The organism is Acidocella facilis ATCC 35904 (genome assembly GCF_000687875.1).
Classification (GTDB): Bacteria; Pseudomonadota; Alphaproteobacteria; order Acetobacterales; family Acetobacteraceae; genus Acidocella; species Acidocella facilis.
Genome location: NZ_JHYG01000004.1, coordinates 155053 through 176379 on the forward strand (window position 1 = coordinate 155053; position 21327 = coordinate 176379).

Consider the following 21327-nt stretch of genomic DNA (forward strand, 5'->3'; position numbering starts at 1 on the left):
CGTCACTCACGCAAACTGCAAAGGGGACGACCATGGTGACAGAACAGCTAAGCCGCGCCGGATGGGGCGCTTATTTCGATCAGCTTTCCAAGAGCTTGCCGCGGGCCGATGTGGAGCTGCGGATTTCCTCGCTGCAGCTGGGCAGCCAGCTGGAGGCGGAGGGGATGAAGGTGAACGGCATCACCTTCGACCATCACAACGATATCATCGTGATTTCGATGCAGGGGCTGGAGCATATCATCCACGCGCCCGCCAGCGCCTACGCCCAGGCGCAGGACGGGCGGGTGGAAAATCTGGAAATCACCGACGCCCAGGGTGAGCGCTGCCTGCTGCATTTCCGCTGGCCGCGCGCGGGCAAGGATTTGGACGAGGTGATCGACGAGGCCGGGGCGGAGACGTTCCCGGCCAGCGACCCGCCCCCTTGGACGGGGGCATGATCTAGCCGCCGGCGAGAGGCTCCGATACTCTCGTTGGCATGACGGATCTAACGCCTTGTGACTGCGGCTCCGGGCTGCGGCGGGTGCGCTGCTGCGCCCTGGATTTTGCCGATCTGGCCCCCGCTTCGGCTCATGCCGTGCTCTCGCCTTTGATGGCGCAGGCGGAGGCGCATTTTGCCGCCGGCGACGTCGCCGCGGCGGAGCAGGCGGCGTTGCAGGTTCTGGAACTCGCTCCGGGGCGCGAGGATGCGCTGCTGCTCCACGCCCGGCTTTGCCGCCAGCTCGGGCGCAGCAAGGCGGCCGAGGCGCTGCTGCGCCGGGCGGTGGCGTTGAACCCGAATCATTTCTGGGCCACCAACGACCTCACCTTGCTGCTGCTGGCGCAAGGCGCCCTGGCCGAGGCCGAGGGCCATGCCCGCAACACCATCCGCATCGCCCCGCAAAACCCCCAGGCGCATAATCTGATGGGGCTGGTGCTGACCGAGGCCAACCGGCCACAAGTGGGGGAATATCATTACCGCCAGGTGCTGGCGCTGACCGCGCGCGATGAGCCGGTGACATGGGCCAATCTCGCCTGGAATCTGAAAGCGCAAGGCCGTATCGATGAGGCGCGGGCGCTGTATCAGCGCGCCATCGCCTCTCCGCCGCCGGTGCAGCAGACCTATCTCGGCTATGCCAAGATGGAGGAGGCGGACCGCAAATTCGAGCGGGCGCTGGAAATATTGGACGAGGCCGAGCGGCTGTTTCCCGGCACCCCCTCGATGCGGCTGACCCGCGCCACCGTGCTGGCGCGGCTGGGCCAGCATGAGGCGGCGCTGGCGCTGCTGAACGCGCTGGAGCAGGGCGGCGGCCTGCTGGGGCCGTCCGAGCTTTCTGAAAAAGGCCGGCTGCTGGAGCGCATGGGGCTGCATGACGAGGCCTTCGCCTGTTTCGATGAAGGCAAGAAACGCGCTTTGGCCTTTGGCGCGCGGCCTTATATGGCGGCGCAGGCGGGCGATCTGGTGGCGCGGCTGCAGGGGTTCTTCTCCGCCCGGCGGCTGACGACGCTGCCGGTGGCGCAGGCGCGTTTGGATATGCCTCAGCCGGTGTTCATTCTCGGCTTCCCCCGCTCGGGCACGACCTTGATCGAGCAGACGCTTTCCGTGCATCCGCAGATCGCCGCCGGCGATGAGCTGCCCTTCATCAACGACATCACCCAGATCATGCCGCGCCTGTTGGCAAGTCCGATGAATTATCCGGAGGCTTTGGCGGAGTTGTGGATGGGCGACCAGCGCGACGGGCTGGAGGAGTTGCGCGATTATTATCTGCGCCGCGCCGCCAAGGCGGGGATATTCAAGGACAAGGCAGGGTTTTTCACGGATAAGATGCCGCTGAACGAGACCCATATGGGGCTGATCTCGCTGCTCTTCCCGCAATCGCCGCTGGTGCATGTGATCCGGCATCCGCTGGATGTGGTTTTGTCGGTCTATTCCAACTATCTCACCCACGGCTATTGCTGCGCCGCCGAGCTGGAGAGCGCGGCCCGGCATTATATGCTGATCTTCAATCTGATCGAGCATTATAAAGCGAATTTGCAGATGCGCTATCTGCCGGTGCGCTATGAGGAGATGGTGGTGGACCAGGAGGCGGAGGTGCGCAAAATCCTGGACTTCATCGGCGTTGAGTTCGATCCGCGCTGTTTGGCGTTTGAGCGCAATACGCGTTACGCCCGCACCGCCTCCTACGCGCAGGTGACGGAGAAGCTGTATGACCGCTCGCGCTATCGCTACCGGCCCTATCTGAAACATCTAAAGCCAGCGCTAGATATTTTGCGCCCGGCGATCGAGATGCTGGGCTATAAGGGCGAAACGGCATAGCCCCAAGTTCGCAAAAGTTTTTGGGGGCGCAGGCGCCCAAGGTTCCATCGCTGCGCAGCGGCGATGGAATGGCGCCGCAGGGGTGGGGGCTTTTTTCAAAAAGCCCCCACTTCTTTGCGGTTACTGCACCAGACGCAGTTTCGGCCGGCGCGCCAGGATCAGATTTTCATAGACATTCACATAATCCTGGGCCATGCGGCGGGCGGAGAAGCGGGCTTCGAAGCGGCGGCGGATGCGCGCGCGGTCGAGTTGATCGGCCGCCTTCAGCGCCTGCGCCGCCTCGTCCTCGTTATTGACGATGAAGCCGGTGACGCCATGTTCGATGATCTCCGGCACCGAGCCATGGCCGTAGGCGATCACCGGGGTGCCGCAGGCCATCGCCTCGATCATCACCAGCCCGAACGGCTCCGGCCAGTCGATCGGCATCAGCAAGGCCTTGGCGCCGGAGAGGAAGGCGGATTTATCGCGGTCACCAATCTCGCCGGTCAGATCGGCATCTTTGCCCAGCATGGGGGCGATCACCTCGGCGTGGTAATCGGCATCCACGGCATCCACCTTGGCGGCGAGCTTCAGCGGAATCCCGGCGGCCTGGGCGATGCGAATCGCGCGGTCGGCGCGCTTCTCCGGGCAGATGCGGCCAAGGAAGGCGGCATAATCGCGTGGCCGGTCCAGCGGATTCAGCAAATTCAGCGGCAGGCCGTGATGCACGGTGGCGATGAAATTCGCTTGCCTGAGCGGTGTTGCCTGGGAGTCCGAGATTGAAACCAGATTCTGTGCCGGCAGGCCGGCATAGACCGGGTTCAGTTCCGGCAAATCCAGCCTTCCATGCAAAGTCGTTACAAACGGCGTGGTCTGCCGCGCGAACAAGGAGGCCGGCATATAGTCGATATGAAAATGAAGCACATCGAAATCAGCAGCGCGCTCATAGACTTTTTCCAGGAGCAGGAATTGCGGGGCCATCCGGTCACGCAAGGATTTGTCCAAGCGCAGCGCCTGCGGCCATACCGCTTCCAGCTTCGCATCGGTGAAGGAATCGCCGCTGGCGAACAGGGTCACGTCATGGCCCATGGCAACCAGCTCTTCCGTGAGGAAGGAGACAACGCGCTCGGTGCCACCATAGAGTTTCGGCGGCACCGCCTCATGCAGAGGCGCAATCTGCGCAATACGCATTCTTTCGGCCCTTTCTTCGGCAATGGAGAAATGCTGCAGCGCATAATCCAGCTTGATGTGTCATCAATAAGGCACAATCTGCTGGCATATGTCGGAAGCCATGAATCAGATGAAGGAAAATCATAAAGATTTTTTAACGCCCAAGGAGCGGCAGCCAGGGCGCTTTTTGCTGCGCGCGGTCTCGCGCCACTCGTTTGCGCATCTTGTTGTGCTGGCCTCGGTCCTTGCCGGTGTCGGCTGTTCCGTGGCCTCGCAATATGCGGTGAAAAATCTGGTCGATGTGATGGCGCGGCATCAGACCCAGGCGGTATGGGGTGCGTTTGCGGCTCTGGCCGGGCTGATCGCGGTGGATAATCTTTCCTGGCGCCTGGGCGGCTGGGTCTCCGCGAAAACTTTCGTGGATGTCACGGGAGATTTAAGAAAATTCCTGTTCAACCACGTGCTCGGCCATTCCACCGGATTCTTCGTCAGCCGGCGCGCGGGCATGTTGGCCGGGCGGATTTCCGCCACCGGCAATGCGGTGTTTCGCATCGAGAGCGTGATCACCTGGAATGTGCTGCCGCCTTTGATCGCGGTGCTGGGCTCGGTGATCATGATCGGCTTTGTCGTCCCCGCCATGGGGCTGGCCTTGATTGCAGTTTCCCTGTCCCTCGGCGCGGTGCTGGGGCGCATGGCCTGGAAAGGCCGGCATCTCAACAGCGATTACGCCGAGGCCGCCGCCGCGGTGGATGGCCAGATTGTGGATGTGATCAATAATGCTGGCGTGGTGCGGGCTTTTGGCGCCACGCTGCGCGAGGCGCGGCAGTTCGAGCGCGAGGTGGGCGGCGAGATGCAGGCCCGCCAGCGTAGCCTGCGCTATTTGGAAAAAATCCGTCTTGCCCATGCGGTGAGCACGGCGGTGCTCACCGCCGGGCTGCTCTATTGGGTCATCGCCCGCTGGCAGGCGGGGTTGGCCAGTGCCGGTGACGTGGTGCTGGTGGTCAGCCTGGGCTTTACCGTTCTGCACGGCACCCGCGACCTCGCGGTGGCGCTGGTGGATATGGTCCAGGATTGGGCGCGGCTGGCTGAGGCGCTGCGGGCGCTGCTGATCCCGCATGACATGCCCGAGCCGGCCAGTGCGGCCGAGCTGGAGGCACCGCGCGGGGCGGTGAGTTTCCGCAATGTCAGCTTCGGCTATGGCGAGGCGGCGCCGGTGCTGCGCGGCATCGATCTGGAGATCAAGGCCGGCGAGCATGTCGGGCTGGTGGGCAAATCGGGCTCCGGCAAATCCAGTCTGCTGGCGCTGCTGCAGCGCCAATATGACCCGTCCAGCGGCGAAATTTTGGTGGATGGCCGCAATGTCGCCGCCTTGAAAAAGCTGAGCCTGGCCGGGGCGATTTCGGTGGTCTCGCAGGATGTGCAGATGTTCCATCGCTCGGTGCTGGAGAATATCCGCTACGGCAAGCCGGAGGCGAGTGTGGCGGAAGTGCGCGCCGCCGCCCGCGCCGCCTATGCGGAGGATTTCATCGACGCGCTGCCCGATGGCTATGAGACGATGGTGGGTGAGCGCGGCCTGCGGCTTTCCGGCGGCCAGCGCCAGCGCCTGGCCATCGCCCGCGCCTTTCTGCGCGACAGCCCGATTCTGCTGCTGGATGAGGCAACCTCGGCGCTGGATTCGGAATCCGAGGCGACGGTGCAGATGGCCCTGGCCCGGCTGGCGCAGGGGCGCACCGTCATCGCCGTGGCGCACAGGCTCTCCACCTTGCGGGATTTCGACCGGATTGTGGTGATGCAGGAGGGGGTGATCCTGGATCAGGGCGCGCCGGACGATCTGGCCAGCCGCCCTGGCCCCTACCGGGACATGTTGGCGCTGCAATTGCAGGCGGCTTGAAGCCCGGGCACCGATCGCGAAAAGCAAAGCCGCACGAGGCGGCTTTCAGGGTCAGGCTTTGAAATGTTCTTTCAGCCGGGGCATCAGCTCGACCAGATTGCAGGGCCGGTGCCGTGAATCCAGCTGGAAGCGCAGAATATCGTCCCAGCCATCCTTCACCGCCCCGGTGGAGCCGGGCAGGGCGAAGAGGTAGGTGCCGTTGGCCACCCCGCCCAGGGCGCGGGACTGCATCGTGGAGGTGCCGATCTTGGCGTAGGAGAGCATGCGAAACAGCTCGCCGAAGCCCTCGATCTTTTTCTCCAGCACGCGCTCGAAGGCTTCCGGGGTGACATCCCGGCCGGTGACACCGGTGCCGCCGGTGGTGATGACGACATCCACCGCCGGATCCGCGATCCAGCCGCGCAGCGCCGTCTCGATCAGCCCGGCATCATCCTTGATGATGGCGCGGGCCGCCAGCTCGTGGCCGGCCGCCGTCACCCGTGCCGCCAGAGCGTCGCCGGAAGTGTCGTTTTCGGCGGTGCGGGTGTCCGAAATCGTGGCGATGGCGATGCGCACCGGCAGGAAGGCCCGGCTTTCGTCGATGCGGCTCATTGCGCGTCGGCGGTCTGCACCGCTTGCGGGGCCGGGCTGAAATCCTGCAGCGTCGGGAAATCACCCTCCGCCAGCACGTTGAGGCTGCGCGGCTTCAGCCCGATCTCTTCCGAATAGAGCCAGCTATCGGCCAGCACCTGGCGCACGAAGCGGCGGGTCTGGTCGTTCGGGATGGTCTCGATGAACAAAAGCGGGTCCGAATCATCCTTGATCGCGCTGTACCAGGCCGATGCCGCGCCCGGCCCGGCATTATAGCTGGCGAGGATGGCCAGCAGATTATCCTGGATCCCCGGCTGGCTGCCGAGATATTTCAGATAGGCCTGGCCCAGCGCGAGATTGGCGGAGGGATCGTTGATCGAGCCGGTCACGCCTTCGGCGGCGCGCATGGTGGCGGCGGTCTGCGGCATCAGCTGCATCAGCCCGCGCGCCCCCACCGGCGAGGTGGCGTGCGCGTCAAAGCCGGATTCGGTGCGGGCGAGGGCGTAGATCAGCGCCGGATCGACGCTGAAGCCGCCTTGCGGGTGCATGGCGGGCAGCGGCAGCCGGGCGCCGGCGATCTCGTCCACCGGGCTCGGCATGGTGCTGGCGATGGCGATGGTAACATCCACCATGCCCGCCCGCGCCGCCACGGCCATCACGGAGCGGCTGAGGCCGGGCGTGGCCTGCATCTGCGGCCAGAGGGCGCGTAGGGCGGTCTCGGCCTGGTCGTTGAGGCCGAGCTGCAGCAGCTCGAAGGCGAGATGCCCGTCCGGCAGCGAATCGACGGCGGTGGCGTCGGCTTCGGTCAGCGTCGCGGAGATGCCGGTGGGGCCGAAGCCCTGGCCGAGCAGCCGTCCGGCCAGCATGCCGTAGAACGTGTCGGCGCTCCAGCTCGCCTGGTGCAGCCAGTCCAGATACTGGTCCGGCTGCTGCAGGCGCAGCGCCGCGCGGGCGGCCCAGAAGGCGCTGGCGGCGCGGTCATCGTCCGAAATACCGGACAAGCCGGCGGTCTTGCGGAAATTATCGGCGGCGGCCTGGATATGGTTGGCCTTCCAGGCGGAGAGCCCGGCCTCGAAGCCACGGCGCCAGCTGGCCGCATCCGGGGCCAGAGCCGGCCTTGCGGCGGCGCCGGCGGTGAGGGTTTGCTCGGGCAGCAGGGCCAGATGCGGTTCGGCCGGCAGCGCCGCGCGCGCCAGCTTATGCTGCATCAGCCCGTAGATCGCCGGAGCGTCCGGGCCGTGGCTGTATTTCGCCCACCAGGCGGTCAGTTCGGCCGGCTTGGTGATGTAGTTGCTGCTGAGATAGCGGATGGCCAGCACCGTGCCGACCAGCCCGTCATCGGCCACACGCGCCAGCATCTTGTCGGACGCGGCGAAATCCCCCGCCTTCTGCAAAGAGAGGGCGCGTTGATAAAAAGCCACATCGCTGGGGGAAAGCGGTTGCGGCAATGCCACCTCGACCCCGCCCGGAGGCGTGTTTCGCGGCACGGCATAAGCTACAGATTCCCCGTCGGTGCCGGCTGCCGGCTGTGTGGGGGGCGTCGTCGATCCCTGGCCTTGTCCCAAATCAGAGGACTTCGCGAACGCCTGCGCATGCAACGCACAGGTGAAAGCAAAAACGGACACGCCAGCAAGCGCCGCGCGCGTCACGTTCAGGCGGGAGAGCGTTTTGATGGCTCCTCGCATGAGCGAGGGAGGTACACATGAAGAAAGGGTGACGCAAGCCTTAAACGCGAGGACGGACCGCTCAATTAAGGCAGCCCCACCGTTTCACCACATTTTTGCCATACTCGCCATTGGTTTTCCAGAGATCGTTGCCAGAGCAGCTTGTTAATAAACGGGGATCAGTTATGCGTCTGAAGCTGGTCTCGCAGGCTCAGAAGGTCGTGCCAGGCGGCGCGTTTGGCGATGGGGGTGCGCAGCAGATAGGCCGGGTGATAGCTGGGCAGGAGTCGCAGCGGCGCGGGCAGGCCCTCGATGCTCACTTGCTGCCATTTGCCGCGAAGCCGGGTGATTCCGGCCTGCGCCTGCGGGCCGAGCATGGCTTTTGCCGCCACCGCGCCCAGGGTGAACAGCAGGGACGGGGCGATCAACGCGATCTGCCGGTGCAGGAAGGGCAGGCAGAGCGCGATTTCCGATTCGGTCGGGGTGCGGTTGCCCGGCGGCCGCCAGGGCACGGCGTTGATGATCCGCACCTGGGTGCGGTCCAGCCCGATCGAGCCCAGCATCTTGTCCAACAGCTGCCCGGCGGCGCCGACGAAGGGGCGGCCGATACGGTCCTCCTCCGCCCCCGGAGCTTCGCCGATCAGGATCAGCCGGGCATCGGGCGCGCCATCGGCGAAGACCAGCTGGGTGGCGGTCTCGCGCAGGGCGCAGCCGGCGAAGCCGCGCATCGCCTCTTCCAGCGCCTCCAGGCTGTCGCAGCCGGCGGCGAGGCGCGCGGCATCCTCCGGACCGGCCAGCAGCGGGGCGGCGGTGGCGGGGCGCGGCGGGCGGCGCTGGGGCAGGGGGGCGGGCGCGGCGGCGTGGGCGCGGATCTGCGGGGCGTCCAGCAACGCCTCATCCGCCCCCCACTCCCATTGCAGCCTCAGCGCCTCAAGCAACTCCATGTCCAATTCATTATCTTGGGGACGCCTGGCCCGCCACCCTTGTCTGCCCCTTTACTCGCCGGTAGATTTTTCAGTAGACGGGCGGAACTGATTTACAAAAAAGGACGCGATCATGTCGGACGAGGCGCTGCCGCGTGAGGCTATGGAATTCGATGTGGTGGTCGTGGGGGCTGGCCCTGGCGGTCTGTCCTGCGCGATCCGGCTGAAACAGCTCAACCCCGAGATGTCCGTCTGCGTCGTCGAGAAGGGCTCCGAGATCGGCGCGCATATCCTCTCCGGCGCGGTGCTGGAGCCGCGTGCGCTGAAGGAGCTGATCCCGGATGTCGATCCCGGGTTGATCCCGCTGGCAACGCCGGTGAGCGCGGATGAATTCCTGATGCTGACCCCGGACGGGGCGCGCAAGCTGCCGACCCCGCCGCAGATGCATAATGAGGGCAATTACATCGTCTCGCTCGGCAATGTGGTGCGCTGGCTGGGCCAGCAGGCCGAGGAGCTGGGGGTGGAGATCTATCCCGGTTTCGCCGCCGCCGAGACGCTGATCGAGAATGGCCGCGTCGTCGGTGTCGCCACCGGGGATATGGGCATCGGCAAGGATGGTGAGCCGACTGACAATTATGCCCGCGGCATGGAGCTGCGCGCCACCTACACGGTTTTCGCCGAGGGCTGCCGCGGCTCGCTGAGCAAACAGCTTGAGAAGAGCTTCAATCTTCGCGAGGGCGTGGACCCGCAGACCTACGGGCTGGGGATCAAGGAATTGTGGGAGGTGAAGCCGGAAAAATTCCGCAAGGGCCTGACCCGGCATTCCATCGGCTGGCCGCTGGACAATGCCACCTATGGCGGCTCCTTCCTCTATCATTTTGGTGAGAATCTGGTCGCGGTCGGGTTTGTCATTGGGCTGGACTACAAGAATCCCTATCTCTCGCCCTTCCAGGAATTCCAGCGCTTCAAGACCCATCCGGCGATCGCGCCGACCTTTGAAGGCGCCAAGCGGATTTCCTATGGCGCGCGCGCGATCAATGAAGGCGGCTTCCAGTCGCTGCCGAAGCTGGCGTTCCCCGGCGGGGTGATGATCGGCTGTGCGGCGGGGACGCTGAATGTGCCGAAGATCAAGGGAACGCATACGGCGATGAAATCCGGCATGGTCGCGGCGGAAGCGATCGTGGAAGCCTTCGCGGCGGACAAGCCGGATACGCTGAGCGCCTACCCGCAGAAGCTGGAAGCGAGCTGGGTGTGGCCGGAGCTGCACCAGGTGCGCAATATCCGCCCGGGTTTCGCCAAGTTCGGGCTGTATGGCGGGCTGATCAATGCGGCGCTGGAAACCTATGTGTTCAAGGGCAAGGCGCCCTGGACGCTGAAGAACCATGCCGATTACAGCCAGCTGAAAAAGGCCAAGGATTGCACGCCGATCGACTACCCCAAGCCCGATGGCAAGCTGACCTTCGATCGTCTTTCCTCGGTGTTTCTCTCCAACACCAATCATGAGGAAAACCAGCCGGCGCATCTGACCCTGCTGGATCCGGCGGAGGCGATCAGCGTCAATTACAATGAATATGCCAGCCCGGAGACGCGTTATTGCCCGGCGGGGGTGTATGAGATCGTCGGCGTGGAGGCGAATGCGCCGCAGCTGCAGATCAACGCGCAGAACTGCGTGCATTGCAAAACCTGCGACATCAAGGACCCGACCCAGAATATCAACTGGGTGGTGCCGGAAGGCGGGGGCGGGCCGAACTATCCGGGGGGCATGTAAGCCAAGGCGTATGGCGCCGCCTCGCCTGGATCAGGATCGCGGCGAGACATGGGGGCGACGGCGAAGGCGCCATCGCCCCCCACTTATACCTGCAGTTTTCTCTTTGCGGGCAATTTCGAATGCCTGATTTGAACCTTCCAGTGCAGATCAGGCGATGATTGCTTTACCGCAAAATCTCGGTGCCAGGTGCCAGCTCCGGCATCGCGCCGCTGGACGACATCACCGGGGCAGGGGCGTGCTTTTCTGGCCTGGCATGTGGTCTGGCACGCGGCGCGGCACGGTGCGTCACCCGATGCGCCACCTGCTGATGATGATGCTCCGGCTTATGCACGGTTTTCGGTTTGGCCGGGGCGGCGGGGGGCGTCACCGGCTCCGCCACCTCGGTCGCGGCCGGCCGGGCCCAGGGCAGGCTGCCGGCCGGGAAGCGGGCGACGGCCGGGGTGATGACCGGTGTTTCCGGCACGGCAACGGGCGCCTGGTTGATGGTGGCGCTGGGCGCGTGGGTGATTGAGGCGCTGGGCGCCTGGGCGATGATCGTCGCCGGCGGGTTCGGGGCGGCGGGGCGGAGCGGGCGCGGCGCTGGCGCGGGAACCGGCAGCGCCACGGTCTGCGGCACCGGCGCCGTCTGCGGGGATATCTGCGGCGGCGCGGCGGGGGCCAGGGCGGCGGTCTGGTCGGCCGGTGCCAGGCTGGCCTGGCCGGTCGGGGCGTTCAGCAATTGCTGATAGGCGGCAACCGCGCTTCGCGCTTGATCCGGCGAGAGATCATTGGCCAGCACCTGCCGCGCCTCCTCCGCCCGGCCGCTGCCGACCAAAGCCAGCGCATAATCGGCGCGGATTTTCGGGGTGGCGTTATCGGAGATCGCCAGCGGCCCCAGATATTGCAGCGCATCGGCGCTGTTGCCGGACAGCGCCAGCGCCATGCCGAGATTGACCTCGGTGGCGATGTTCCCAGGGGCGAGCAGCAGCGCCTGCTGCAACGGCGCCACCGCCCCGGCGGCATTGCCGCTCAGCGCCCGGGCCACACCGAGATCGCTCTGCGCGTTGGCATTTTGCGGGTCATCCGCCACCGCGGCGGCGAAGGCGCGCTCCGCCTCCGGCGCGTTGCGGCGGATCAGGCAGCGTCCGATCCCGGTCTGGGCTTCGGAGGAATGCGGGTTCTGCCCCAGCGCCAGCCTGTAAGCGGCGATGGAATCCTCGCAGCGATCCATCGCGTAATAGGCCGCGCCCTCGTGATAGAGTGCCTGCACATCGTGCGGGTTCTGCGCCAGGGTGGATTGCGCGATTTTCAGCGCCATCTGCGGGTTGCCGCCGGCGATGGCGGCATCGGCGATGTTGAGCGTGTCATTGCCTGGGGCGAACTGGCTGGTCTGCCGCGGCGTCGCACAGGCGCCAAGCATCAGGCAGGAAGCGGCGGCCAGGCCCAGGCGCAGCAAATTAGGGCGCCGTGGCGAGCAGCAACCAGTAGGCAGATTTCTGTGCATCGCGTTTCACTCCGCTCCCTGTCGAGAGAGCCTGGCTCAGGCTGAACTGGGCTTGCTTGTTGCCTTGCGCGGCGGCGCGCTGCCACCAATAGGCGGCCTTGCCCGGGTTGGCCGGCACGCCGGCGCCATAGGCATAGGCGTTGCCGAGCGCGTCCTGGGCGTCGGCATTGTTGCGTTCGGCGGCTTTCTGCCACCATTGTGCGGCCAGAACATCGCTCTGCGGCACGCCATAGCCATGGGCGTAGTAATTGCCGAGATTGAACTGCGCCTTTACATTGCCCTGCTGCGCGGCTTCGGTGAAATATTGCGCCGCCTTGGTGTAATCCTGCTTCACGCCCAGCCCGGCATTGTAATTATAGCCCAGGCTGTTCTGCGCCTCGGCATTGCCGGCATCGGCGGCCTTGGTGAACCATTCGCTGGCCTTGGCATCGTCCTTGGGCACGCCGGTGCCGTTGGTATAGGCGTTGCCGAGTGCCAGCGCGGCATCGGGATTGCCCTGATCGGCGGCCTTGGCGAACCAGTAATCGGCGGCCTGGGCATCGGCAGCCACGCCGGTGCCAGTCTGGTACATCACCGCCAGGCGATATTGCGCATCCTCATTGCCCAGAGGTGCGGCGCGGCCATACCAGCTGGCGGCGGTGGCGTAATCCTGCGGCACGCCATGGCCGGTGTAATAGGCATCGCCCATCGCGGCCAGCGCGTCGGCGGAGCCGGCGGCGTTGGATGGCGAGGCGTTCGGGTTCGGGGCCGGCGGCACGATGGCGGTGGCGTCGGGCACAGGCTGCGGCGCGGCGGCCACCGGGGGGGGGGCGGGCGGCTGGGCAGGCGGCACGGCACAGGCGGAGAGGCCAAAAAAGGCCAGGAATGCTGCGCTAGCCGGGATTGGTCTCGTCTTCGAACCCATTCTTGGAAACTCTCCCGGCGTCATTCGTAAAAGCCTGAATTTAAGCGACAATGTTTGTTCTATCCGAAACCGCCAGCATTCGACAATCTTAGGGCGCAACAAATCTGCGTGTTTCCCGCGATTTTTATTTGGGCGGGAACCGGCTATGCAAACGCCATGAGCATACGCATTGGCATCGCCGGTATTTCCGGCCGCATGGGGATCTATCTGGCGCAGGAGGCCGCTGCCGCCGCCACCCTCTCCGGTGGCACCAGCCGCTCCGGCATGGCCCCGCCGGGCGCCTCGCATTTCGCCGACATCACCGCGCTGGCGCGGGAGTCGGACGTGGTGATCGATTTCACCCATGCCAGCACGGTGCAGGACCACGCCAAGGCCCTGGCGCAGACCGAGACCCCCTGGGTGCTGGGCACCACCGGCTACAATCAGGCGGACGAGGCGGCGATCGCGGCGGCGGCGAAGACGATCCCGGTGATCGCCTCCGCGAATTTCTGCACCGGCGTCAATCTGCTGCTGCTGCTGGCGGAAAAGCTCGGCCATGCGCTGCCCGCCAGCCAGTATGACGCCGAGATCCTCGAGATGCATCACCGCCAGAAGGTGGATGCGCCCTCCGGCACGGCCCTGGCCATCGGCCATGCGGTGGCGGCCGGGCGCGGCGTGGCGCTGGCGGATGTCATCGCCTCCGGCCGCGATGGCCATACCGGCCCGCGCCAGGATGGTGAGATCGGCTTCGCGACCTTGCGCGGCGGCCAGATCATCGGCTCGCACACGCTGAGCTTCACCGCCGGGGATGAGCAGATCAGCCTCACCCACCATGCCTTCGACCGCAAGGTCTTCGCCTCCGGCGCGGTGCGTGCGGCGCTCTGGGTGCATGCGCAGCCGGCAGGGCTGTATGGCATGAAGGATTTCTTGAAACTTTAGACAGTTTAGCCAAAGGCCGGAATTTTCTCCGGCGGCTGGGATTTTCCAAAAATCCCGCCCGCTTTTCCGGGTTTTGCGAAAGCGCCGCGCACATGCGGTGCGGGCGGATGGCGCGATGCGGCAAAAGCGCCGAGGGCAGCGCCGGCATGGCATATTGACCCCAGCCGCCCGATGCGCCATCCGGACCCCGCCGTTGCCGACTGACCGGTCTGCAACACCAAGTCATACGGGGGTTTTACATGCGCGATCGCGGAGAGTTTCTGTTCACCTCTGAGTCCGTCTCTGAGGGTCATCCGGACAAGGTTGCCGACCGGATTTCCGATACCGTCGTCGACGCCTATCTGGCGGCCGACCCTTACGCGCGCGTGGCCTGCGAAACGCTGGTGACCACCAACCGCATCATCCTGGCCGGCGAAGTGCGCGGGCCGGACAATATCACCAAGGAATATCTGGCGCATCTCGCCCGCCTGGCGGTGCATGATATCGGCTATGACCAGGAGGGGTTCTCCTGGAAGAATGCCGAGATCTCCGTGCATCTGCACGCCCAGTCCGCGCATATCGCGGTTGGCGTGGATGCCGCCGGCAACAAGGATGAGGGGGCGGGCGACCAGGGCATCATGTTCGGCTATGCCAGCTCCGAGACCAAGGCGCTGATGCCGGCCCCGATCTATTACTCCCACCTGATCCTGCGCCGCATCTCCGAGCTGCGCCGCGCCGCCGACAGCCAGGTGAAGGGCCTGCTGCCGGATGCCAAGAGCCAGGTGACGCTGAAATATGTCGACGGCAAGCCGGTGGGCGCCACCTCCGTGGTTGTCTCCATCCAGCATGAGCCGGGCTACAGCCCGGAGATGGTCAAGGAGATGCTCCGCCCGATCGTCAAGGCGGCGCTGCCTGAGGGCTGGATGCCGGAGGAGAAGGAATTCTACGTCAACCCGACCGGCATCTTCGAGATCGGTGGCCCGGATGGCGATTGCGGCCTGACCGGGCGCAAGATCATCGTCGACACCTATGGCGGCGCGGCCCCGCATGGCGGCGGCGCCTTCTCCGGCAAGGACCCGACGAAGGTTGACCGCTCCGCCGCTTACGTCTCGCGCTATCTGGCGAAGAACGTCGTTGCCGCCGGCCTCGCCGAGCGCTGCACTTTGCAGCTTTCCTACGCCATCGGTGTGAGCCAGCCGCTCTCGCTCTATGTCGATCTGCACGGCACCGGCAAGGATGTCGACGAGGACAAGGTGGCGAAGACCCTGCGCGAGCTGGTCAACCTCACCCCGCGCGGCATCCGCGAGCATCTGCAGCTCAACCGCCCGATCTATGTGCCGACCTCCGCCTTCGGCCATTTCGGCCGCACCCCGGATGACGAGCTGGGCACCTTCACCTGGGAGAAGACCGACCTGGTGCCGGCGCTGAAGAGCGCCTTCGGGCGGTAAGGAAGGGTTTAAGGGAAGAATGGGGGCTTTTTGAAAAAAGCCCCCATACCCCCAAAAACTTTTGCGACTTTTGGCCTGGGGCTTGTCCCCGGGCCGTTTGCTTTTTGAGGCCCCATGACCCCCGAAGACGCCCCGCCGGGCTGGCTGCGCGCCGCACCGTTCCTGTTCCTGATGCTGTGGTCGGCCGGGTTTCCGGTCTCCAAGACCGGCATCCAGTACGCCGCCCCCTTCACCTTCCTGGCGGTGCGTTACGCGCTGGCGCTGGCGGTGCTGGTGCCGGTCGCGCTCTGGCTGCGCCCGGCGCTGCCCAAACGGCGCATCGCCCTGCTGCATGTGGCGGTGGTTGGGTTCTGCATCCAGACCATCTATTTCGGCATGTGCTACGCCGCCTTCGCGCGCGGCACCTCGGCCGGGGTGGTGGCGCTGGTGGTCTCGCTGCAGCCGCTGCTGGTCGGCGTGCTCGCCCCCTTGCTGGTGCGCGAGCGCATCGGTGCCAAGGGCTGGGCCGGGCTGGGGCTGGGCTTCTGCGGGGCCGCCATCACCATTCTCGGCTATGGCGAAACCGGGCATATTTCGCCGCTGGGGGTGATCTTCTCCATCGGCGCGCTGCTCGGCATGGTGGCGGCCACCCTCTATGAGAAGCGCTTTTCCACCGGCATGCATCCGGTGGCGGCGAATATCGTGCAATATGTGGTCGGCCTGGTCACCACGCTGCCTTTCGCGCTGCTGCATTTCAGCCTGCATCTCACCACGCCCTTCATCGCCAGCATGGCCTATCTGGTCATCGGCAATTCGCTGATCGCGATCTCGCTTTATATCGCCATGCTGCGCTTTGGCGCCGCCTCGCAGGTTTCGGCCCTGTTCTATCTGGTGCCGCCGGTCTCCGGGCTGATGGCCTGGGGGCTGCTGGGCGAGGCGATGCCGGCCTTGGCCTGGGTGGGCATGGCGGTGGCGGGGCTTGGCGTGGCGCTCGTGCGCAGGCAAAGAGCCTGACCATGACCGCCCTGAAACCCCAACCCGACCGGCTCTATGGCCGCGCCCACGGCAAGAAGCTGCGCCCCCGCCAGGAATGGCTGCTGGAGCATTTCCTGCCGCAGACCGCCTGGCCCGCCGCGCCCTTTTCCATCACCCCGCGCGAGATCTGGCTGGAAGTCGGGTTTGGCGGCGGTGAGCATGCTTATGAGCTGGCCTGTGCCAATCCGGAGGTCGGCTATATCGCCGCCGAAGTGTTTGATAACGGCATCTGCTCGCTGCTCTCGCGCATCGCCCCGGATGGGGCGGGCGATCCCACCCCGCTGCCCAATCTGCGGCTCTATACCGAGGATGCCCGCCCGCTGCTGCGCGGCTTCGAGGATGGCGCGCTTTCCAAGCTGTTCCTGATGTTCCCTGACCCCTGGCCGAAGGCCCGCCACGCCAAGCGCCGCTTCGTGCATCCGGACATGGTGCCCGCAATTGCCCGGGCGCTGCGCCAGGGCGGGGAATGGCGCATCGCCTCCGACGATCCGACCTATCAGGGCTGGACGGACGAGGTGCTGGCCGGGCAGGAGCTGTTCACGGTCAACCGGGTGGATATCCACCCCGATGGCTGGCCGCATACGCGCTACAAGGAAAAGGCCATCGCCGCTGGGCGCAAGCCGGTCTACTGGTCCTTGATCAAACGCTAATCGCCGCCGGCGGCTGTTTGCAGCCGCTTGGTCAGCGCCAGGATCTGCTCGCGCAAGGCCCCCAGCTCCTCCAGACTCATCCCCGTCGCCTGCAAAATGCAGGCGGGGATGGTTTGCGCTTTTTGCCGCAGCTTATCGCCGGCCGGGGTCAGCTTCACCCGCACCACGCGCTCATCCTTGGTATCGCGATGGCGTGAGAGCAGCCCATCCGCCTCCAGCCGCTTCAAGAGCGGGGTGAGGGTGCTGGATTCCAGCGACAGGCGCTGGCTGAGCTGGCCGACGGTCTGGTCGTCCTCCCCCCATAACAGCGTCATCGCCAGATATTGCGGATAGGTCAGGCCGATCTCGGCCAGAAGCGGCTTATAGGCGCGGCTGAAGGCATGCTCGGCCGCGTAGATCGAGAAGCAGAGAAAATCATCGAGACGGGCGCTGAAGCCCGGTTGGCCTTGTTGTCCACCGTCCATGGCGGGATCTCCAAAAAAACTTCGCTGATTATATCGTGCACGATTGACTTGTGAAATAGCGCCTGATAAACAGTCGTGCACGACTTAATCGTGACGTATAAGATGGAGATACTTAAATGAGCATGATCACCGCTAAAGATGGCACGCAGATTTTCTACAAGGATTGGGGCAAGGGGCAGCCGGTGGTGTTCAGCCATGGCTGGCCGCTGAGTGCCGATGCCTGGGATGCGCAGATGAATTTCCTCGGCGAGCGCGGCTACCGCGTGATCGCGCATGACCGGCGTGGCCATGGCCGTTCCGAACAGACCTGGACCGGCAATGACATGGACACCTATGCCGACGACCTGGCGGCGCTGACCGCGGCGCTGGATCTGAAGGAGGCCATCCATGTCGGCCATTCCACTGGCGGCGGTGAGGTGGCGCGCTATATCGGCCGGCATGGCACCAAGCGCGTGGCCAAGGCCGTGCTGCTCGGCGCGGTGCCGCCGGTGATGCTGAAGGGCGCGGCCAATCCCGAGGGTGTGCCGATGGAGGTGTTTGACGGCATCCGCGCCGGCGTGCGCCGCGACCGCTCACAATTCTTCAAGGATCTGACCATCCCGTTCTACAACGCCAACCGCGAGGGCGCGCAGGTTTCGCAAGGCGTGCGCGAGGCGTTCTGGCTGGCGGGGATGCAGGGCGGGATCAAGGCGCTGCTCGATTGCATCAAGCAATTCTCCGAGACGGATTTCACCGAGGATCTGAAGGCGATCGACGTGCCGACGCTGATCGCGCATGGCGATGACGACCAGATCGTGCCGATCGGCAATTCCGCGCTGCGCAGCGTGAATTTTGTCAAAGGCGCGGAGCTGAAGATCTATGCCGGCGGCAGCCACGGCTTGGCGCAGATCCAGGCGGAGGCTTTCAACGAAGATTTGCTGAAATTTATTCAAAAATAAAAAGTTTTTGGGGTGTGGCCGTTTTTTCAAAAAGGGCCACGAAACGTCTGGGGTGTTGGTAACGAGGCTGCCAAAACCCCAAACGTTTTTCGCCGCTTTTTGAAAAAAGCGGCACCAAAAACTTTTGCTCTTAATCCTCGGTTTCTTCTTCGTCCTCTTCCTCAAGGCCGAATTGCTGCGCCTCTTCGTCATATTCGAAGATTTCCGCGTAGCGGCCCCAGGAAATCACCGTGCGCAGCGTCTCTTCCGCATATTCCGGAGACATGTGATCCTCCAGCTGGTCGCGGAAACGCACCGCGGCGGCGCGGTGGTTGGAGCGCTGGTCGATCACCCCGCGAATGGCGCCGATCAGCGGCACATGCGTGCGCAGCGCCTCGGCGAAGATCTCCTTGCGGTCCTCCGTCTCCGCATCGGCGAAGCGCCGGCCGGTTTCGGTGATGATGATGTCGCCTTCCTCCAGCACCGCGAAGCCCAGCATGCTCAGCGTCTCGCCCAGCGGCAGCAGCTCATCAACCTCGAATTGCAAGGCGGCGGCCAAAGCGGGAAGATCGGCGCGGCCATTATAAGGCTCGCTCTTCAACGTCTCCAGCAGACCGGCGATAAGGTTGGTGCCGACCGGATGCAGCACATGCGCGAACGGGTTGGGTGCGGCGGCGGCGGCGGTGTGCACTTCCGGCGCCTTGCGGCGGGTCATGATGCCGTAGATGTCGTCCACCATCTCGCGGAAGGCGGGGTCGAAGCGGTTGCGCGGATGCGCGAAGGGCACTTTCAGCTCATGCGCGACGCGGCCCGGATTGGAGGAGAACACCAGGATGCGATCCGCCATCAGCACCGCCTCCTCGATATTATGCGTCACGATCAAAATGGATTTCACCGGCAGCTTGCCGTCCATCCAGAGATCGATGAGGTCGGTGCGCAGCGTCTCGGCGGTCAGCACGTCCAGCGCCGAGAAGGGCTCATCCATCAGCAGCAGATCGGGATGCACGACCAAGGCGCGGGCCAGGCCGACGCGCTGGCGCATGCCGCCGGAGAGCTCTTTCGGGTAGGCGCCGTCATAGCCGCCCAGCCCGATCAGATCGATCGCCTCTTCGGAGCGCTCCTCGCGGTCATCCTTCTTCACCCGCAGCGCTTCCAGCCCAAGCTCGACATTCTCCTGCACGGTCAGCCAGGGAAACAGCGCGAAGCTCTGGAACACCATGGCGACACCGGGGGCGGGGCCGGTGAGCGGCTTGCCGCGCCAGTTCACCTCGCCGGAGGTCGGCTTCAAAAGCCCGGCGACAATGCGCAGCAGCGTCGATTTGCCCGAGCCGGAACGGCCCAGCAGCGCCACGATCTCGCCTTCATGCAGGGTGAGATCGACATCATCCAGCACCACCAGATCGGCGCTGGCCTCCTTATGGTAGGCCTGCCGGCAATTGCGCACGGAGACGAGCGGGATGTTGGTCTGGTCCATGGCGTTTACCCCAGCGTGGTGCGGCGGACGGCGTAGGCATAAAGCGGCCGCCAGAGGATGCGGTTGAAGAGAATGACGAAGCAGGACATCACCACCACGCCGAGCACGACGCGCGGCGTGTCGCCATTATTGGTGGCCTGGGCGATATAGGCGCCCAGCCCGTGGGCGGTGAGGGTGTGGGTGCCCCAGCTCGCCACCTCGGCGACGATGGAGGCATTCCAGGCGCCGCCGGAAGCGGTGATCGCCCCGGTGATGTAATAAGGCAGGATGCCAGGGATCATCACCTTGCGCCACCAGAGCAGGCCGTGAATGTTGAAATTGGCCACCGCCTCCTTCATGTCTCCCGGAAAGGCGGCGGCACCGGCGATGACGTTGAACAGCAGATACCATTGCGTGCCGATCAGCATCAAAGGTGTGAGCCAGATATCAGCGTTCAGATGGAACATCACGATGAACAGCACGAAAGGCGGGAACAGCAGATTGGCCGGGAAGGCGGCGAGGAACTGCGCCACCGGCTGGGCGATGCGCGTCGCCTTCGGCCGCAACCCGAGCCACACGCCGATCGGCACCCAGACCAGCGAGGCGATCGCCATCAGCACCGCGACGCGGATGGCGGTATAGATGCCCATCAGCAGCGCCGTGCCGAGATCGCGCCAATGCAGCGTGCCGGAGACATAGGCGACGATCTGCCAGGCGGCATAGACCGCGATGGCGGCGATCAGCAGATACCAGATGCCGTCGACGATGCGCGAGGGCTCGCTGGTTTCATCCACCTGGCCGGGCTGGCGCAGAGAGAGGCGCAGCCGGAACACCCGCCCGAAGGCCCCGCCGATGACCTCGCCGATGGCCCGGAACAAAGCGGTGCGGCGCAGCAGCTTCAGCATCCAGGGTTCAGGGCCGGAGACGGCGGCCGTGGTCTCGAAGCGGAACTTGCCGGACCAGGCCACCAGCGGGCGGAAGATCAGCTGGTCATACAGCAAAATCACCACCAGCATGGCGATGATGGCGTAGATGATCGCGTGCAGATCCTCCTTCGCCAGCGCCACCGCCACATAGGAGCCGATGCCGGGCAGGGTGAACTGGGTATTGCCGACCGTCACCGCCTCGGAGGCGACGACGAAGAACCAGCCGCCGGACATTGAGAGCATGGTGTTCCAGACCAGCCCGGGCATGGCGAACGGCACGTCCAGCTTCCAGAAACGCTGCCAGGGGGAGAGGCGGAAGGAGCGCGAGGCTTCCTGCAGATCCGCCGGCAGGGTGGTCAGGGACTGGTAGAAGCTGAAGGCCATGTTCCAGGCCTGGCTGGTGAAGATCACGAACACCGAGGCCAGCTCCGCCCCCATCACCTGGCCGGGGAAGAGATGCAGGAAGAACACGGTGGTGAAGGTGAGGAAGCCCAGGATCGGCACGGACTGCAGAATATCCAGGATCGGGATCAGCACCTGGCCGGCGCGGCGGGATTTCGCCGCCAGCGTGGCGTAGGTGAAGGTGAAGACCAGCGAGAAGAACAAGGCCGCGAACATGCGCGCGGTGGAGCGCAGCGCGTAATAGGGCAGCCAGGCCGGGTCCAGATGGATCGGCGTGTTCTGGATCTGCGCGATCGGGGTGGCGATGGTGCTGCGCCCGACCTCGACCAGCGCGATCAGCAGCCCCATGACCATCAGCATGGCCGCGCCGTCGAAGCGGTTCGGCATGCGATGCCCAGCCAGGGCAGGAGGGGTGTAATTCTTCATCAGGCCGCCTGGCTTCGGGTTGAGGAGTTAAGCCCCCTTAGCCATGTGACAGCACTTTGTCACCTATGGAAAGCATTGCGCTTTG

General features: G+C 65.0%; 18 protein-coding genes. 9 read left to right on the forward strand and 9 right to left on the reverse strand.

What is annotated here, in order from left to right; genetic code table 11:
* The first annotated feature begins 32 nt into the window (after positions 1 to 32).
* Together T331_RS0106935 and T331_RS0106940 are read left to right on the forward strand one after the other, a co-directional pair.
* Positions 33 to 437: a DUF5335 domain-containing protein gene (locus tag T331_RS0106935; protein ID WP_026439500.1), complete on the forward strand. Its 405-nt coding sequence runs from the start codon at positions 33 to 35 to the stop codon at positions 435 to 437.
* A gap of 38 nt (positions 438 to 475) precedes the next feature.
* Positions 476 to 2293 (forward strand): tetratricopeptide repeat-containing sulfotransferase family protein, encoded by a 1818-nt coding sequence (locus T331_RS0106940; protein WP_026439501.1) that lies wholly within the window; start codon positions 476 to 478, stop codon positions 2291 to 2293.
* A 120-nt stretch (positions 2294 to 2413) separates the two neighbouring features.
* Here T331_RS0106940 and T331_RS0106945 read toward each other — a convergent pair whose 3' ends face one another.
* Positions 2414 to 3463, reverse strand: coding sequence for a glycosyltransferase family 4 protein (locus T331_RS0106945; RefSeq protein WP_026439502.1), 1050 nt, complete (start codon positions 3461 to 3463; stop codon positions 2414 to 2416).
* A gap of 100 nt (positions 3464 to 3563) precedes the next feature.
* Here T331_RS0106945 and T331_RS17630 point away from each other — a divergent pair, with 100 nt between their 5' ends.
* The gene (locus T331_RS17630; RefSeq protein ID WP_244876910.1) at positions 3564 to 5333 is read left to right on the forward strand and encodes an ABC transporter ATP-binding protein; all 1770 of its coding nucleotides are present in this window, start codon (positions 3564 to 3566) and stop codon (positions 5331 to 5333) included.
* Positions 5334 to 5384: 51 nt separating this feature from the next.
* Here T331_RS17630 and moaB read toward each other — a convergent pair whose 3' ends face one another.
* From moaB to T331_RS0106965, 3 genes are all read right to left on the reverse strand, one after another.
* On the reverse strand, positions 5385 to 5924 hold the full coding sequence (gene moaB / locus T331_RS0106955; RefSeq protein ID WP_008493437.1) for a molybdenum cofactor biosynthesis protein B: 540 nt from the start codon (positions 5922 to 5924) through the stop codon (positions 5385 to 5387).
* The gene (locus T331_RS17635) at positions 5921 to 7324 is read right to left on the reverse strand and encodes a lytic transglycosylase domain-containing protein (protein ID WP_244876911.1); all 1404 of its coding nucleotides are present in this window, start codon (positions 7322 to 7324) and stop codon (positions 5921 to 5923) included. The genes moaB and T331_RS17635 overlap by 4 nt, the downstream gene beginning before the upstream one ends.
* A 422-nt stretch (positions 7325 to 7746) precedes the next feature.
* Positions 7747 to 8511: a uracil-DNA glycosylase gene (locus T331_RS0106965; RefSeq protein ID WP_051622227.1), complete on the reverse strand. Its 765-nt coding sequence runs from the start codon at positions 8509 to 8511 to the stop codon at positions 7747 to 7749.
* A gap of 112 nt (positions 8512 to 8623) precedes the next feature.
* Here T331_RS0106965 and T331_RS0106970 point away from each other — a divergent pair, with 112 nt between their 5' ends.
* Positions 8624 to 10258 carry an electron transfer flavoprotein-ubiquinone oxidoreductase gene (locus T331_RS0106970; RefSeq protein ID WP_026439504.1) on the forward strand — a complete coding sequence of 545 codons (1635 nt, stop codon included), beginning with the start codon at positions 8624 to 8626 and terminating at the stop codon, positions 10256 to 10258.
* 163 nt (positions 10259 to 10421) lie between these two features.
* On the opposite strand, the gene T331_RS19110 is transcribed toward T331_RS0106970, so the two are convergent.
* Together T331_RS19110 and T331_RS17645 are read right to left on the reverse strand one after the other, a co-directional pair.
* Entirely contained in the window at positions 10422 to 11693 is a 1272-nt protein-coding gene (locus T331_RS19110) for a tetratricopeptide repeat protein (protein WP_051622228.1), read from the reverse strand.
* 1 nt (position 11694) lies between these two features.
* Positions 11695 to 12645, reverse strand: coding sequence for a tetratricopeptide repeat protein (locus T331_RS17645; RefSeq protein WP_155992636.1), 951 nt, complete (start codon positions 12643 to 12645; stop codon positions 11695 to 11697).
* Positions 12646 to 12801: 156 nt separating this feature from the next.
* On the opposite strand from T331_RS17645, the gene dapB reads away from it, so the two are divergent.
* The 4 genes from dapB to trmB all read left to right on the forward strand — a co-directional run bounded on the left by dapB (position 12802) and on the right by trmB (position 16654).
* A complete protein-coding gene (gene dapB, locus T331_RS0106985; RefSeq protein ID WP_035179479.1) occupies positions 12802 to 13563 on the forward strand; it encodes a 4-hydroxy-tetrahydrodipicolinate reductase in 762 nt (253 codons plus the stop codon).
* Between the two features lie 239 nt (positions 13564 to 13802).
* The gene (gene metK, locus T331_RS0106990; protein ID WP_008493429.1) at positions 13803 to 14990 is read left to right on the forward strand and encodes a methionine adenosyltransferase; all 1188 of its coding nucleotides are present in this window, start codon (positions 13803 to 13805) and stop codon (positions 14988 to 14990) included.
* 114 nt (positions 14991 to 15104) lie between these two features.
* Positions 15105 to 15983 carry a DMT family transporter gene (locus tag T331_RS0106995; protein ID WP_026439506.1) on the forward strand — a complete coding sequence of 293 codons (879 nt, stop codon included), beginning with the start codon at positions 15105 to 15107 and terminating at the stop codon, positions 15981 to 15983.
* A gap of 2 nt (positions 15984 to 15985) precedes the next feature.
* Positions 15986 to 16654 carry a tRNA (guanine(46)-N(7))-methyltransferase TrmB gene (gene trmB / locus T331_RS0107000; RefSeq protein ID WP_026439507.1) on the forward strand — a complete coding sequence of 223 codons (669 nt, stop codon included), beginning with the start codon at positions 15986 to 15988 and terminating at the stop codon, positions 16652 to 16654.
* On the opposite strand, the gene T331_RS0107005 is transcribed toward trmB, so the two are convergent.
* Complete coding sequence (locus T331_RS0107005) at positions 16651 to 17118, reverse strand: MarR family winged helix-turn-helix transcriptional regulator (protein WP_008493426.1); 468 nt, start codon at positions 17116 to 17118, stop codon at positions 16651 to 16653. The two genes, trmB and T331_RS0107005, sit on opposite strands and share 4 nt — an antisense overlap.
* Positions 17119 to 17234: 116 nt before the next feature.
* Here T331_RS0107005 and T331_RS0107010 point away from each other — a divergent pair, with 116 nt between their 5' ends.
* Positions 17235 to 18056 carry an alpha/beta fold hydrolase gene (locus tag T331_RS0107010; protein ID WP_026439508.1) on the forward strand — a complete coding sequence of 274 codons (822 nt, stop codon included), beginning with the start codon at positions 17235 to 17237 and terminating at the stop codon, positions 18054 to 18056.
* A gap of 130 nt (positions 18057 to 18186) precedes the next feature.
* Here the strand turns inward: T331_RS0107010 and T331_RS0107015 are convergent, their stop codons facing one another.
* A complete protein-coding gene (locus tag T331_RS0107015; RefSeq protein ID WP_026439509.1) occupies positions 18187 to 19509 on the reverse strand; it encodes an ABC transporter ATP-binding protein in 1323 nt (440 codons plus the stop codon).
* Between the two features lie 5 nt (positions 19510 to 19514).
* Complete coding sequence (locus tag T331_RS0107020; protein WP_008493423.1) at positions 19515 to 21242, reverse strand: ABC transporter permease; 1728 nt, start codon at positions 21240 to 21242, stop codon at positions 19515 to 19517.
* Between the last annotated feature and the right edge of the window lie 85 nt (positions 21243 to 21327).